Genomic DNA, 15,437 nt, shown 5'->3' on the forward strand with positions numbered 1-15,437 from the left:
CGCCCCGCACGTCGAACCGGCACCATCAACCACCCACCTCGGGGGAGCAGTTATGCAGACAGACCGGCATCCTGGCCGTTCATCCGTCCGTCGTTCGCGCACGATCCTGGCCGCCGGGCTGCTGGCCGGCCTCCTCGCACTGAGCGGCTGCGGGGCGGCCGACAGTGCGAGCGACGCGAGTTCCGGGGACAACAAGAAGGCGCTCTCCGCGGACGAGCGGGGCGCCGCGGACGCCGCGGCCGGGAAGACGGCACAGGATCCGCAGGAGGCCGGCGGTTCCTCGGCGGAGCGGAAGAAGCCCGACGCCCAGCCCGCCGGCACCCATGTCATCCGTACCGCCACGCTCTCGGTCGAGGTGAAGAGCGTGCCGAAGGCCGCCGCGGCCGCCCGCTCGGTCGCGGAGAGTTCGGGCGGTCTGGTGGCCCGCGAGGAGACGGAGCGGGTCGACGACACGCATGAAATGTCACATATCGTGCTGCGTGTTCCGCAGGGTGAGTACGACGCGGTGCTGCGGGATCTCGCGGGCGCCGGGAAGCTGTTGTCGCGCACGTCGTCCGCGAAGGACGTCACCGACCAGGTGGTCGACGTGGAGAGCCGGATCGCCACCCAGCGGGCGAGTGTGGCGCGGGTGCGCAAGCTGATGGACCGGGCCGAGAAGCTCACCGATGTGGTCGCGCTGGAAGGTGAACTGAGCAGTCGTCAGGCATCCTTGGAGTCGCTGCTCGCCCAGCAGGAGTCGCTGAAGGACCGCACCACGCTCGCCACGATCACGCTCGACCTCTCCGAGCCGGAGACGGTGACGAAGGACGGCGACGACGACCCCGGTTTCCTGGACGCGCTCGGCGGCGGCTGGCACGCGTTCGTCACGATGCTGCGGTGGCTCGCGATGGCGGTGGGTGCCGCGGCCCCGTTCCTGGCCGCGGCCGCCGTACTGCTGCTGCTGTGGCGGCTGCTCCCGGGCCGCCTGCCCGGACGCCGCGCGCCGCGGGCGCCCGAGCGGTCCGAGTCCTCGTCCACGCCCCCGGCGTCGTAGCGTGGTCCCTTCGGACTCGGCGTCGAAGGGACCAGACATGACGGCGGAGCGACTGGTGGTCATCGGCGGTGACGCGGCGGGCATGTCCGCCGCGTCCGGGGCCCGCAGGCTCAAGGGTCCCGACGAGCTGAGCATCGTCGCCTTCGAGCGGGGCCATTTCACCTCGTACTCCGCCTGCGGCATCCCGTACTGGGTCGGTGGCGACGTCGAGGAGCGGGACGACCTCATCGCCCGTACGCCGAAGGAGCACCGGGCCCGCGACATCGACCTGCGGATGCGAACAGAGGTCACGGAGATCGATGTGGCCGGGCAGCGGGTGCGGGCCCTGGACCGGGAAACCGGTGAGACGTACTGGACGGGCTTCGACAAGCTGGTGATCGCGACGGGAGCCCGGCCGGTGCGTCCGGCGCTGCCCGGCATGGACGCGCCCGGGGTGCACGGGGTGCAGACGCTGGACGACGGGCAGGCGCTGCTGGAGTCGCTGGACCGGGTGGCGCCGGGGCGCAGGCGGGCGGTCGTCGTCGGGGCGGGCTACATCGGCGTCGAGATGGCGGAGGCGATGCTGAAGCACGGCTTCGAGGTGACCGTGCTCAACCGCGGCAAGCAGCCGATGGCGACGCTCGACCCCGACATGGGGCGGCTGGTCCATGACGCGATGGACGGCCTGGGCATCACCACGGTCAACCGGGCCGAGGTCACCGCGATCCGCACCGGCCCGGACGGCCGGGTCCGCGCCGTCGTCGCGGGCGACACCTCCTACCCGGCGGACGTGGTGGTGCTCGGTATCGGTGTGGAGCCGGAGACGACGCTGGCGCGGGCCGTCGGCCTTCCGGTGGGCCCGCACGGCGGTCTGCTCACCGATCTGTCGATGCGGGTCGTCGGGCACGACAACATCTATGCGGGCGGCGACTGTGTCGAGGTCCTCGACCTGGTGGCGGGCCGTACCCGCCATATCGCGCTGGGCACCCACGCCAACAAGCACGGCCAGATCATCGGGGCCAATGTGGGCGGCGGCTACGGGACGTTCCCGGGGGTGGTGGGCACCGCGGTGAGCAAGGTGTGCGATCTGGAGATCGCCCGCACCGGGCTGCGGGAGAAGGACGCCCGCGCGGTGGGCCTGCGGTTCGTCACGGCGACGATCGAGTCGACGGGCCGGGCGGGCTACTACCCGGGGGCGCAGCCCATGACCGTGAAGATGCTCGCGGAGTACCGCACGGGGCGGCTCCTCGGCGTGCAGATCGTGGGCCGGGAGGGGGCGGCCAAGCGCGTGGACATCGCGGCCGTGGCGCTCACGGCCGGGATGACGGTGGACCGGATGACCGCGCTGGACCTGGGCTACGCCCCGCCGTTCTCACCGGTCTGGGACCCCGTCCTGGTGGCGGCCCGCAAGGCGGTGACGGTACTGCGGAGGGCGGGCACCGCCTGAGTGCGCGGCGCCCGGTGTCCTCTCCCGCTCAGCGCGCGGTCCGTTCGTGCACGTACTCCACGAGCCGCGTCAGCGCGTCCGGGTCCATCGACGGCATGACGCCGTGGCCCAGGTTGAAGACATGGCCCTCGAGACCGGCGGCCGCGTCCAGCACCTCCTGGGTCTTCTCCTCCACCGTCGCCGTCGGCGCGAACAGCACCGCGGGGTCGAGGTTGCCCTGGAGCGCCTTGCCGGGGCCGACGCGGCGCGCGGCCTCGTCCATGGGAACCCGCCAGTCGACGCCGACGACGTCCGCGCCGGCCTCGCCCATCAGGCCGAGGAGTTCGCCGGTGCCGACACCGAAGTGGATGCGCGGGACCCCGTACGGGGCGACGGCCTCGAAGACCTTCGCCGAGGCGGGGAGCACCGAACGCCGGTAGTCGGCGGGGGCCAGTGCGCCCACCCAGGAGTCGAAGAGCTGGACGGCCGAGGCACCGGCCTCGATCTGGACCTTGAGGAAGGCGCCGGTGATCTCGGCGAGCCGGTCGAGCAGATCCGCCCAGAGCTGCGGGTCGCCGTACATCAGGGCCTTGGTGTGCTCGTGGTTGCGGGACGGGCCGCCCTCCACGAGGTAGCTCGCGAGCGTGAAGGGCGCGCCCGCGAAACCGATGAGCGGGGTGGAGCCCAGTTCGGCGGTGAGCAGGCCGATGGCCTCGGTGACGTAGCTGACGTCCTCGGGCGTGAGGTCGCGCAGCCGGGCCAGATCGGCGCGGGTGCGGATCGGATCGGCGATGACCGGGCCGACGCCGGGCTTGATGTCGAGGTCGATCCCGATGGCCTTGAGCGGTACGACGATGTCGCTGAAGTAGATCGCGGCGTCGACCTTGTGGCGGCGGACGGGCTGCATCGTGATCTCCGCGACCAGCTCCGGCATCATGCAGGAGTCGAGCATCGGGATGCCCTCGCGCACCTTCAGGTACTCCGGCAGCGAACGCCCTGCCTGGCGCATGAACCAGACCGGCGTGTGCGGCACGGGCTCACGTCGGCATGCCTTCAGGAACGCCGACTCATGGGTGGCGGATGTCTTCGTCTGCTGGCCCATGGGGCGGTCGTTGGCACTCACACACAGAATCTTCGCACGAAGCCGCAAGCAGCCGGGCCCGCCCGGGTGTCCCTCCCTGCGCGAGGCTCCGGTTCCGCCTACTCTTCCCCGCATGGCTCCGGCTCAGGGACAGTTCTCCGATCAAACCGATGGCGCTGACAGCAAGGACAGCGCGGAGGGTGGTTCCGTCCCGCCCGCGTTCCGGTCGGCAGTCGACGCGTTGCGCTCGGCGCGGCTGCGTCCCGAGCTGGAAGTGGAGCCGACACGGCCGCCCAAGCGGCTCGCTCCGTACGCGTACGCCCTGGAGGCCGCGGTCGTGGACGGCGAGGACGATCTCGCCGACGGCCGCCTCGTACTGCTCCACGATCCGGCCGGGCACGACGCCTGGCACGGCACCTTCCGCCTGGTGACGCTGGTACGGGCCGAGCTGGAGCCGGAGATGGCCTCCGATCCGCTGTTGCCGGAGGTGTGCTGGTCATGGCTGACCGGTGCGCTGGAGGCGCGTGGTCTGTCGTACGGGGAGGCGGGCGGCACGGTGACCCGGGCGGGGTCGCACTACTTCGGTGCGCTGGCCACGAGACGCCCGGCGACGCAGATCGAGATCCGGGCGTCGTGGACACCGCGCGAGGGCCGTGGCGGGGTGCCGGACACTGCGGCGCATCTGATGGCGTGGGGCGATCTGCTGTGTCAGATCGCCGGCCTGCCACCATCCGGCCCCGCCGATGCCGCGGTGGTGACACTCCCCCAGCGGCGCGGCCCCCAGGTTCCCTGAACCTGTCCTGAACCTGTCCTGAATCTGTCCCGAACCCCGAGCCCTTCCCCTTGCCGGTAACACTGCGTCACAACCGTCGCAATGTCACCGGCAATTTTTTCGTACAATCGATCGCATGTCCGATTTGCCCGAATTGTTACTCACCAAATAGTGATCTTCCTCTAAAGGAGGACGGGTCTGCTGCCGAAGAGGTCAATGACCCTTCAAGCACGGTTCGCCCCGGCTTCATCCCCGAGCCGGCCCGTCCCGCCACTCCCCAGGAGGCCTGGTGTCCGTTCTCCTAGAGCAGCCCGCAAGCCTGGTCGCCTACCGCCCGAACAAGCCGACGGCCATGGTCGTCGTGGCCGACCCGCGCGTCCGTTCCACCGTCACCCGCCATCTGTGGGCACTCGGAGTACGTGACGTCATCGAGGCGTCGTCCATCGCGGAGGCCCGTCCCCGCGTCGGCAATCCACGCGACATCTGCGTAGCCGACGTCCACCTGCCCGACGGTTCCGGGCTGACCCTGTTGTCCGAGACCCGAGCCGCCGGCTGGCCGAACGGCCTCGCCCTCTCCGCCGCCGATGACATCGGCGCCGTACGCAACGCCCTCGCGGGCGGCGTGAAGGGCTACGTCGTCACCGGCACCCGAACCAATATCGGCCACCCCACCCGTCCAGGCGTCGCTCCCATCGGCGCCACTGCCGCCCGTATGCACCGCCGGCCCCCCGGCACCCCGAGCCACCCGGGCGGCTACCGCGAACTGTCCGGCCGCGAGGTCGAGGTCCTCCGGCTGGTCGCCGAAGGCCAGTCCAACAAGGCCATCGGCGTCTCCATGGGCCTGTCCGCCCTGACCGTCAAGAGCCACCTCGCCCGAATCGCCCGCAAGCTCGGCACCGGAGACCGCGCAGGAATGGTCGCCGTCGCCCTGCGAACGGGCATCATCCACTGACCCCCGCACCCCGGCAAGTACACACAGCCATACACACCGGCTGGTTTACATTCATCGGCGCCCGTCGACGGAACGTTCCGTCGACGGGCGCCGTACATACACAGATACCCTTGACACGTGACCGACGCCCAAGAGACCGCAGCAGACACTTCACTGCGAACCACCGGGGGCGCTCCCCCGGACGACGTCGCCCCGGCGCCGATCCCCTTGCTCGAACCTCGAGAGGGCATTCCCCCGGTGGTGGCATCCGACGACGCCCTCACCCGGGTGATCGCCACCTTCGCCGCGGGCTCCGGCCCGGTGGCCGTCGATGCCGAGCGCGCCTCCGGCTACCGCTACGGCCAGCGCGCCTACCTGGTGCAGCTGCGCCGCGACGGCGCGGGCAGCGCGCTGATCGACCCTGTCGGCTGCCCCGATCTGTCGGGGCTCGGCGACGCCCTGAGCGGCAGCGAGTGGATCCTGCACGCCGCCACTCAGGACCTGCCTTGTCTGCGCGAAATAGGGATGACTCCCACCGGGCTCTTCGACACCGAGCTGGCCGGACGGCTGGCCGGCTTCCCGCGGGTCGGCCTCGGCGCCATGGTCGAGAGCGTGCTCGGGTACTCGCTGGAGAAGGGCCATTCCGCCGTCGACTGGTCAACCCGTCCGCTGCCCGACCCCTGGCTGCGCTATGCGGCGCTCGATGTCGAGCTGCTGATCGATCTGCGCAACGCCCTGGAGGACGAGCTCGACCGGCAGGGCAAGCTGGAGTGGGCGCGGGAGGAGTTCGACGCGATCGCCTCGGCGCCGCCCGCTCCCCCGCGCAAGGACCCGTGGCGCCGCACCTCCGGCATGCACAAGGTCCGCCGCCGCCGTCAGATGGCGGTGGTACGGGAGCTGTGGACCGCCCGTGACCAGGTCGCCCGGCGCCGGGACATCTCCCCCGGCAAGGTGCTGGGTGACGCCGCGATCGTCGAGGCGGCGCTCGCGCTCCCGCCGAACACGCATGCGCTGACCGCGCTGCCCGGGTTCGGCCACCGCATGGGGCGGCGTCAGCTCGAGCAGTGGCAGGCGGCCATCGACCGCGCCAAGGCGCTGCCGGACGCCGAGCTCCCCCAGCCCGGCCAGACCCTCGCCGGTCCGCCGCCGCCCCGCGCCTGGGCGGACAAGGATCCGGCGGCAGCGGCGCGGCTCTCGGCCGCCCGCGCCGCGGTGTCGGAGCTCGCCGAGCGGCTCCACATGCCGCAGGAGAACCTGATCACCCCGGACACGGTGCGCCGGGTCTGCTGGGAGCCGCCGAAGAATCCGACCACGGACGCGATCGAGTCCGCGCTCACCGGGTACGGCGCGCGGCGCTGGCAGATCGAACAGGTGACCCCGATTCTGGTCCGAGCGCTGGTGTCGGCGGCCTGAGGGCTCGCCCCTGAGGGTCGTAATCACGCCAGGTTGCGCGGCCTCCGGCCGCGCTCTGTCCTCAATCGCCGGACGGGCTGTTCTCACCGCCCCGTCCGGCGATTGCCGTCTCCGGCGCGGCCTCGACACGTCGGGCAGTCCGCTGCCGGCCCGTCCGGCCTTCGAGGCCGAACGGCCCTCGCGCCCGCCCCACCCGCATGTGACCTTCGCCGCTCCCGCCACAGGGGCTGGGCAGTCTGGTTACCCGCAAGTAGCATGAGGGGAGCGGCGCGCCTGTGGGCGTGCCCCGCAGCAGTGCCATCCCGCACCCTGGAGGAGAGCCACCGTGCCTCGTACCATCCGGGACGTCGTCTTCGTCGACGGCGTCCGCACCCCGTTCGGCAAAGCGGGCCCGAAGGGCATCTACCACGAGACCCGCGCCGACGATCTCGTCGTGAAGGCCATCCGGGAGCTGCTGCGCCGCAACCCGGACCTGGACCCCGCGAAGATCGACGAGGTCGCCATCGCCGCGACCACCCAGATCGGCGACCAGGGTCTGACGCTGGGCCGCACCGCCGGAATCCTGGCCGGTCTGCCGCAGTCCGTCCCCGGCTACTCCATCGACCGCATGTGTGCGGGCGCCCTCACCGCCGTCACCTCGACGGCCGGCTCCATCGCCTTCGGCGCGTACGACGTCGTCGTCGCCGGTGGTGTCGAGCACATGGGCCGCCACCCGATGGGCGAGGGCGTGGACCCGAACCCGCGCTTCGTATCGGAGAAGCTGGTCGACGAGTCCGCGCTGTTCATGGGCATGACCGCGGAGAACCTGCACGACCGGTACCCGCAGATCACCAAGCTCCGTGCGGACCAGTACGCGGTCCGCTCGCAGGAGAAGGCCGCCAAGGCATACGCCAACGGCAAGATCCAGCAGGACCTGGTGCCGATCTCCGTGCGCCGCACCGCTGCAGCCGATAGCGGCTCCGCCGCGGGCTCGGCCGGCGAGACGGGCTGGGGCCTGGTCACCGCCGATGAGCCGATGCGTCCGGGTACCACGCTGGAATCCCTGGCCGGTCTGAAGACCCCGTTCCGCGCCCACGGCCGCGTCACCGCCGGTAACGCCGCGGGGCTCAACGACGGTGCCACCGCCTCGCTGCTCGCCGCCGAGGACGTCGCCCGCGAGCTCGGCCTCCCGGTCAAGATGCGCCTCGTCTCGTACGCCTTCGCGGGTGTCGAGCCCGAGGTCATGGGGTACGGCCCGATCCCGTCGACGGAGAAGGCCCTCGCCAAGGCCGGCCTGTCGATCGGTGACATCGGCCTGTTCGAGATCAACGAGGCGTTCGCCGTGCAGGTGCTCGCCTTCCTCGACCACTACGGCATCGCCGACGACGACGCGCGCGTCAACCAGTACGGCGGCGCCATCGCCTACGGTCACCCGCTGGCCTCGTCCGGTGTGCGTCTGATGACGCAGCTGGCCCGCCAGTTCGAGGAGCAGCCGCAGGTCCGCTACGGCCTGACCACCATGTGCGTCGGCTTCGGCATGGGCGCGACGGTCATCTGGGAGAACCCGCACTTCGACAAGGCAGACGGAGGCAGCAAGTGAGCTCCACCACTGAGCTTCTGAAGGGTGCGGCCGAGCTGTTCCCCGACGAGGTCGTCACGCAGGCGCACGTACGTCACCTCGACCTTCCTGCGGGAGCGGGCAGGTTCGCCCTCATCACACTGGACAACGGCCTGGACCACACCAAGCCGACCACCTTCGGACCGCAGTCGCTGGCGAACCTGAACGCCGCCATCGACCAGGTCGAGAAGGAGGCCGCCGAGGGTGCGATCGCCGGTATCGGCATCACCGGCAAGCCGTTCATCTTCGCGGTCGGCGCCGACCTCAAGGGCGTCGAGCTGCTCAAGAAGCACGACGACGCGCTCGCCATCGGCAAGGGCGGCCACGACGTCTTCCGCCGCCTCTCCGGCCTCGCGGTCCCGACATTCGCGTACTACAACGGCGCGGCGATGGGCGGCGGCGTCGAGGTCGGTCTGCACTGCTCGTACCGCACCGTCTCCAAGGCGCTGCCCGCGTTCTCGCTGCCCGAGGTCTTCCTCGGTCTGGTCCCCGGCTGGGGCGGCTGCGCCCTGCTGCCGAACCTGATCGGCGCCGACCGCGCGGTCTCGGTGATCATCGAGAACTCGCTGAACCAGAACCGTCAGCTCAAGGGCAAGCAGGTCTTCGAGCTCGGGATCGCCGATGCCCTCTTCGAAGGTGCGGACTTCCTGGAGCAGTCGCTGATCTGGACCGCGAACGTGCTGAACGGCACGGTCACGGTGGAGCGCCCCGAGGTCGACCGCGGTGACGCCTGGGACCAGGCCGTCGCCCGTGGCAAGGCCATCGCCGACTCCAAGGTGCACGGTGCGGCCCCGGCCGCGTACCGCGCGCTGGACATCATCGCCGCGGCGAAGAACGGCGACCTGAGCGCCGGCTTCGACGCCGAGGACCAGGCCCTCGCGGACCTGATCATGGGCGGCGAGCTGCGCTCCGGGATCTACGCCTTCAACCTGGTCCAGAAGCGCGCCAAGCGCCCGGCCGGTGCCCCGGACAAGTCCCTGGCCCGCCCGGTCACCAAGGTCGGCGTCGTCGGTGCCGGTCTGATGGCCTCGCAGCTGGCGCTGCTGTTCCTGCGCCGTCTGGAGGTGCCGGTCGTGCTGACCGACATCGACCAGGAGCGCGTCGACAAGGGTGTGGGCTATGTCCACACCGAGATCGAAAAGCTGCTCGGCAAGGGCCGCATCAACCAGGACAAGGCCAACCGCCTCAAGGCCCTGGTCTCCGGTGTGCTGGACAAGGCCGAAGGCTTCTCCGACGCCGACTTCATCATCGAGGCCGTCTTCGAGGAGATCGGCGTCAAGCAGCAGGTGTTCGCCGAGGTCGAGGCGGTCGCCCCGGCGCACGCGATCCTCGCCACCAACACCTCGTCCCTCTCGGTCACCGAGATGGCGTCGAAGCTGCGGCACCCGGAGCGGGTCGTCGGCTTCCACTTCTTCAACCCGGTCGCGATCCTCCCGCTGCTGGAGATCGTCCGCGGCGAGCAGACCGACGACGCCTCGCTGGCCACGGCGTTCGGTGTGGCGCGGAAGCTGAAGAAGACCGCGGTGCTGGTGAAGGACGCCCCGGCGTTCGTCGTCAACCGCATCCTCACCCGCTTCATGGGCGAGATCCAGAACGTCATCGACGAGGGAACCTCGGTCGAGGTCGCCGAGAAGGCCATCGAGCCGCTCGGTCTGCCGATGTCGCCGCTGGTGCTCCTGGAGCTGGTCGGCCCGGCCATCGGTCTGCATGTCTCCGAGACCCTGAACCGTGCCTTCCCGGAGCGTTTCACCGTCTCCCAGAACCTCGCGGCGGTCGTCAAGGCCGGCAAGCGCGGCTTCTACGTATACGGCTCCGGCAAGCCGGAGCTCGACCCGGAGGTCGCCGCTCTCCTCAACCAGGGCGATGTCGTCCTGTCCGAGGAGCAGGTCCGCGACCGAGTCCTGGACGCGGTCGCGCAGGAGATCGGTCTGATGCTGGACGAGGGCGTAGTCGCCGAGGCCCAGGACATCGACCTCTGCCTGATCACCGGCGCGGGCTGGCCCTTCCACCTGGGCGGCATCACTCCGTACCTGGACCGTGAGGGCGTTTCGGAGCGGGTGAACGGCAAGAAGTTCCTGGCGCAGGGTGTGGCGAGCGTTCCGGCGTAACACCACTGCCTGACCGGCGGAGGGTGCGGCTCGGTGGACGGGCCGTACCCTCCGTACGCATTGCCCAGGTCGTCCGGACTCGACGGGGTCGTGACAGGATGTCTGATCCAACCCCAGAGGTGGACGGTGTCCCGTCCCTGAGGAGAGACGGCGGTCACGGGCAGGCATGGTGGGCACCAGAAGCCACATCACTCGCAGATCGCTGCTCTTCGCGAGTTGTGGGGGCCTGGTCGCGGCGGCCGGAACCGTCCTCCTGGGCGGAACCCCGGGTGTCGGTGCGGGCGACGGCGAGCCGCCCGCCGGACAGGCCGGACTCTTCGACATCGACACGGCGTCGAAGCTGCTGCCGCTCAGCCCGCTGCACCATGTCTCGGGCCCGCAGTCGATCTCGTACGGCAGCGAGCCCGGCGAGGTGTACGCGCTCCAGGTCGTGCCGGCCTCTGTCCGGCTGCCCGACGAGGAGGGGCCACTCGGTGGCCGGACCCGGCGGCTGGCCGGCGACATGTGTGTGACGGTCCTCTCCCCCTCGGGTGCCGAGGCCGGGCACATGTACCTCCGGGGGTTCGGACACGGGATCTCGCACGGGGTGGAGCCCTCGGGCGGGGACGCGCTGCTGTGGGTGGAGTCCGACGTGGACGTCCGGACCGGGTACGGACGCGCCATCGCCCGGATCCCGTTCCGTAACGGCGCGGTGATCGACAGTTCGTCACCGCGGGTACGGCATCATCGCCCGCTGCCCGGCAGCCACAAGATCCATCCGGCGCTGGACCTCCCGGGCCGCCGTGTTCTGGTGAGCCACTGGGTCGGCCGTACCCACCATTACACGGTCTACCGCATGGACGAATTCCTCACCGGGCGGTACGAGCCGCTGCATCACGTCGAGGACAGTGCCCTCCAGGAGGGCGAGACGTTCCAGGGCTGTGCCCTGCACGGAGACCACATCTACCAGCTGACCGGAAAGCCCTACACGGACGCGGCGGGCAGCAATCCGCCGTCCGGCGGGGGCAACACCTATGTGTCGGCGATCGACATACGGAGCGGGCGGGCCGCCGGGCGCCAGAAGGTGACAGTGGCACCGGGGCTGGACTTCCGCGAGCCGGAAGGGATCGCCGTGCGGCCGGGCCCGGAACCGCGGCTGTGCGTGGCCTTCTCGGTCAAGACGCCGGGCCGGCGAGAGCTGACTGTCTACTCGTGTCAGTCCTGACCGGGAGCAACGCACATCGGCCTTGATCACCAAGCGTGAGATTCGGCGTTACGGAGATCACACAGAGCCCCCTGATTCATAACTGTTCGGTATCCAGACGTCAAATGTTCGACTTTTGACCCTGTGAAAGTTCACCGAAAGCATCATGGGTGTCTAAAGTTCGGTCGGATGCTTCACAAGTTCCTTACGCACCGTCCGCATTCCGTCAGACCGCGGCTCGGCCCCCACTGTGACGTGCGGCAGTCCCTGTCCGCGCTGGCAACGCAGCCATGCGCCGCACCCAGACACTGAAGGAGGAGCCGGCCGCCCATGGGCAAAGCACAACGTCAGGCAGCGTTGGGGTTCTTGATCACCGCGGCCCTGGTGCTCAGCTTCGTCGCCATGCTGGCGGCGGTGGTGATGGCGTCCCTGCCCGTTTTCGCGTACGCCGCAGCGGTCAGCTACGCGGCCGACCTGCTCCTGCACACCTCCGAGTCCTCGACCCTGGACCGGCTGCGGGACTCGCGATTCGGGCTCACCATCCGGTTCCTGATCCGGCAGTTCCTGCTGCTGGCCCTCTGCGGCTCCATCAATGACCTCGACTCGTTCGTCGTCCAGATGACCTCAGTGGGGCTACTGCTGCTCTTCGTCCTGCAGCTCGCCTACGGTGCTCTGCTCAAGCGGGTCAAAACGGAGCGTGCCGCGCTGCCCTTCACCACGCGCGGACTCGACCTGGACGCACTGGGGATCCGGCGGCTGCCGCACCCGTTCCTGATGAACAAGCACGTCCGCAAGACGCTGCATCTGGACGTCCCGCTGGTGGGCGGCGCGATAGGCACGATCGCCACCGACCGGTGGGAGTACGTGACGTTCGGCGGGATCGCCTCGGTCTGGTTCGCCTTCGTGGCCTTCCTGGTCCTGCTGCCCGGGGCGCGAAACGCGCTCATCCTGCCCACCGCCAATGACGCCATCGACGAGCTGAACTGGCAGCTGCGGGAGTACCGGCCGCAGGTCGCGCTCTACTTCACCTTCGCCGCCGTCTCCCGGGACTTCATGTACCAGGTGAACATGTGGCTGGAGTCGCTTGAGTCGCTGGATCTGCGCCCCATCATCGTGCTGCGCGAGCGGGCCACCCTGCGGTTCCTGGACGCCACCTCCGTACCGGTCATCTGCGTCCCGAAGGCCGAATATCTGGCCCGTGTCGAGATGCCCGAACTGCGGGTGACGCTCTACCCCGGCAACGCCGGCAAGAACGTGCACATGCTCCAGCGGCACGAGGTCAAGCACGTCTTCATCGGTCACGGCGACAGCGACAAGCTCGCCAGCAGTAACCGCGTCAGCAAGGTCTTCGACGAAATCTGGGTGGCCGGACGGGCCGGACGCGACCGCTACGAGCGCATCAAGCATGCGGTGACCGCCCATCAGATCGTGGAGGTCGGCCGACCTCAGTTGATGCCCCTGCGCCGCTGGACGGGTTCGGTCAGCCAGGAGATCCCGACCGTCATCTACGCCCCCACCTGGGAGGGCTGGACCGACGATGCCTGCTACACCTCGGTCATCCCGGCAGGCGAGCACCTCATACGGACCCTGCTCGCGCACGAGCGGCAGCTGCGGATCATCTACAAGCCGCACCCGCTGACCGGCACCCGCTCCCCCGCCGCTGCCGCCGCGCACCGGCGCATCATCGCGCTGCTCCAGGACGACAACGCCCGCCGGTTCGGCCGGAAGATCCTCGATTCGAAGGCCGCGGCCCGCCGGCTGGCCCGTATCGACAAGCGGCTCGCCGCACTCCAGGAGCGCGGGGTCCGCTCGAAGTACCCGGACCTCACCGAGGAGGAGCGGACAACCCGGATCCGCAAGTTCCGTGACCAGGCGGGCACGCTCTACTGGGACTCACTGCCCGCCGACGCGCACCACGTCGTGACCGACAGGGTGCCCACGCTCTACGACTGCTTCAACCACTCGGACCTGCTGATCGGCGACATGTCGAGCGTGGTCTCGGACTTCGTGGCCACCCGGAAGCCGTACGCCATCTTCAATCTGGAGGGCCTGCCGGACGCGGAGTTCCGCAACGAGCAGCGCACCGCGTACGCCTCGTACCTGCTCGACGCCGAGTGCAATGGCCTGGAGACGGCGCTCTGCGCCATGTTCTCCCGGGACCAGGACGTCATGGCCCCGTACCGGGAGCAGCTGAAGGACTATCTGCTCGGTCCGGACAATCCGCCGTCGACCGTGCGCTTCGCCGACGCGGCGAACGATCTCTATCTCCGTGGTCTGCGGGACTTCCCCATCGAGTCCCCGGAACAACCCGGCCACCCCGAACAGCAGCCGCACCAGCCGGCCTGACGGCCTGCCGCCGCATGCTCGTCACCTCACCGCCTACAGGAAGCAAGAGACCTTGACCATCCGCGCCTCCCGTCGCCGTACTGTCGCCGTTGTCCTCGCCGGTGGCACCGGGCAGCGCATCGGGCTCGCTGTCCCGAAGCAGCTCCTGAAGATCGCCGGTAAGTCGATACTCGAGCACACTCTGCACATCTTCGAGAACGCACCGGACATCGACGACGTCGTGGTCCTGATGGCACCGGACCATGTCGCCGACGCCGAGAAGATCGTCGCGAAGGCCGGTCTGAGCAAGGTGTCGCAGGTGCTCTCGGGCGGCAGCACCCGAAGCGAGACCACGAACATCGCGATCGCGGCGGTGGCCGCCCGGCTCGACGGCGATGAGGACTGCAATCTGCTGTTCCACGACGCGGTGCGTCCGCTGCTGTCGCAGCGCGTGGTCAAGGAGTGCGTGCAGGCGCTGGAACGCTACCGCGCCGTCGACGTAGCCATCCCTTCGTCCGACACCGTGATCGTGACCCGGACGCACGGCGACGACGGCGAGTTCATCACCGAGGTGCCCGACCGCGACCGCCTCCGGCGCGGCCAGACGCCCCAGGGGTTCCGGCTGTCCACGATTCGTCGGGCGTACGAGCTCGCGGCGGCCGACCCACTGTTCCGGGCCACCGACGACTGCTCGGTCGTCGTCAAGTACCTGCCCGACGTGCCTGTTCATGTGGTCATGGGCGACGAGTACAACATGAAGGTCACCCAGCCCGTCGATGTCTTCATCGCCGACAAGCTGTTCCAACTGGCCTCGACGACCGCTCCGGCACACAGCTCCGACGCGTTCTACCGGGAGCGGCTGGCCGGCCGGACTCTCATGGTGTTCGGCGGCTCGTACGGAATCGGCGCCGGCATCGCCCGTATGGCCGAGGAGTACGGGGCCCGCGTGTACGCCCTCAGCCGCTCCGCCACCGGCACCCATGTGGAGAACCCGGACGAGGTGGAAGCAGCCTTCACCAGGGCGTACGCGGAGACGGGCCGGATCGACTACGTCGTCAACACCGCGGGTGTGCTCCGGATCGGCCGGCTCGACGAAACCGACTCCGCCGCGATCCACGAGGCGCTCCGGATCAACTACCTCGCCCCCGTGAACATCGCCCGCAACGCGTACAAGTTCCTGGCGGAGACCGAGGGACAGCTGCTGCTCTTCACCTCCGGCAGCTACACCCGCGGGCGCGCCGAGTACAGCCTGCACTCCTCGACCAAGGCGGCCGTGGTGAACCTCACCCAGGCGCTGTCGGAGGAGTGGACCGAGGACAACATCCGGGTCAATTGCATGAACCCGGAGCGGACCGCGACCCCGATGCGGACCAAGGTGTTCGGGCAGGAGCCCAGCGATTCGCTGCTCCCCTCGGACGAGGTCGCGCGCAGCTCGCTCGATGTCCTGCTCTCCGGCATGAGCGGCCAGGTGATCGACGTACGCAGGCAGCGCGCCGCCTCGGCGTTCGAGACCGCCCTCTCGCAGGTGCTCGACGACTCCGGGAACCAGCCCGTCTGAGCCCCGTCCCGGAGACCGGAGCCCACGGAAT

11 protein-coding genes are annotated in these 15,437 nt (G+C 69.7%); 10 read left to right on the plus strand and 1 reads right to left on the minus strand.

What is annotated here, in order from left to right; translation table 11 throughout:
- The first annotated feature begins 52 nt into the window (after positions 1–52).
- Together OG953_RS10560 and OG953_RS10565 are read left to right on the plus strand one after the other, a co-directional pair.
- Positions 53–1,033 (plus strand): DUF4349 domain-containing protein, encoded by a 981-nt coding sequence (locus tag OG953_RS10560; RefSeq protein WP_405683707.1) that lies wholly within the window; start codon positions 53–55, stop codon positions 1,031–1,033.
- Positions 1,034–1,070: 37 nt separating this feature from the next.
- Complete coding sequence (locus OG953_RS10565) at positions 1,071–2,459, plus strand: FAD-dependent oxidoreductase (RefSeq protein ID WP_405683709.1); 1,389 nt, start codon at positions 1,071–1,073, stop codon at positions 2,457–2,459.
- Between the two features lie 28 nt (positions 2,460–2,487).
- Here the strand turns inward: OG953_RS10565 and hemE are convergent, their stop codons facing one another.
- On the minus strand, positions 2,488–3,561 hold the full coding sequence (hemE, locus tag OG953_RS10570; protein ID WP_405683711.1) for a uroporphyrinogen decarboxylase: 1,074 nt from the start codon (positions 3,559–3,561) through the stop codon (positions 2,488–2,490).
- Between the two features lie 91 nt (positions 3,562–3,652).
- Between hemE and OG953_RS10575 the strand changes: the two genes are divergently transcribed.
- The 8 genes from OG953_RS10575 (at position 3,653) to OG953_RS10610 (ending at position 15,406) form a co-directional block, all read left to right on the plus strand.
- On the plus strand, positions 3,653–4,312 hold the full coding sequence (locus OG953_RS10575; RefSeq protein WP_327272262.1) for a DUF3000 domain-containing protein: 660 nt from the start codon (positions 3,653–3,655) through the stop codon (positions 4,310–4,312).
- Positions 4,313–4,580: 268 nt separating this feature from the next.
- Positions 4,581–5,243 carry a response regulator transcription factor gene (locus OG953_RS10580; RefSeq protein WP_093899280.1) on the plus strand — a complete coding sequence of 221 codons (663 nt, stop codon included), beginning with the start codon at positions 4,581–4,583 and terminating at the stop codon, positions 5,241–5,243.
- Between the two features lie 117 nt (positions 5,244–5,360).
- Positions 5,361–6,635, plus strand: coding sequence for an HRDC domain-containing protein (locus OG953_RS10585; protein ID WP_405683713.1), 1,275 nt, complete (start codon positions 5,361–5,363; stop codon positions 6,633–6,635).
- A gap of 325 nt (positions 6,636–6,960) precedes the next feature.
- On the plus strand, positions 6,961–8,214 hold the full coding sequence (locus tag OG953_RS10590) for a thiolase family protein (RefSeq protein ID WP_405683715.1): 1,254 nt from the start codon (positions 6,961–6,963) through the stop codon (positions 8,212–8,214).
- A complete protein-coding gene (locus tag OG953_RS10595; RefSeq protein ID WP_405683717.1) occupies positions 8,211–10,340 on the plus strand; it encodes a 3-hydroxyacyl-CoA dehydrogenase NAD-binding domain-containing protein in 2,130 nt (709 codons plus the stop codon). The genes OG953_RS10590 and OG953_RS10595 overlap by 4 nt, the downstream gene beginning before the upstream one ends.
- Positions 10,341–10,506: 166 nt before the next feature.
- Positions 10,507–11,544: a signaling protein gene (locus OG953_RS10600; protein WP_405683719.1), complete on the plus strand. Its 1,038-nt coding sequence runs from the start codon at positions 10,507–10,509 to the stop codon at positions 11,542–11,544.
- Between the two features lie 309 nt (positions 11,545–11,853).
- A complete protein-coding gene (locus OG953_RS10605; RefSeq protein WP_405683720.1) occupies positions 11,854–13,869 on the plus strand; it encodes a hypothetical protein in 2,016 nt (671 codons plus the stop codon).
- A 52-nt stretch (positions 13,870–13,921) separates the two neighbouring features.
- Positions 13,922–15,406 (plus strand): SDR family NAD(P)-dependent oxidoreductase, encoded by a 1,485-nt coding sequence (locus OG953_RS10610; RefSeq protein WP_405683722.1) that lies wholly within the window; start codon positions 13,922–13,924, stop codon positions 15,404–15,406.
- Positions 15,407–15,437: the final 31 nt, after the last annotated feature.

Source organism: Streptomyces sp. NBC_00057 (assembly GCF_045041165.1).
Classification (GTDB): Bacteria; Actinomycetota; Actinomycetes; order Streptomycetales; family Streptomycetaceae; genus Streptomyces.

What these genes read in the sequence shown, in the direction of transcription:
- OG953_RS10560 (WP_405683707.1), top strand. Translation starts at nt 53, where the DNA reads ATGCAGACAGACCGGCATCCTGGCCGTTCATCCGTCCGTCGTTCGCGC.
- OG953_RS10565 (WP_405683709.1), top strand. Translation starts at nt 1,071, where the DNA reads ATGACGGCGGAGCGACTGGTGGTCATCGGCGGTGACGCGGCGGGCATG.
- OG953_RS10575 (WP_327272262.1), top strand. Translation starts at nt 3,653, where the DNA reads ATGGCTCCGGCTCAGGGACAGTTCTCCGATCAAACCGATGGCGCTGAC.
- OG953_RS10600 (WP_405683719.1), top strand. Translation starts at nt 10,507, where the DNA reads ATGGTGGGCACCAGAAGCCACATCACTCGCAGATCGCTGCTCTTCGCG.
- OG953_RS10605 (WP_405683720.1), top strand. Translation starts at nt 11,854, where the DNA reads ATGGGCAAAGCACAACGTCAGGCAGCGTTGGGGTTCTTGATCACCGCG.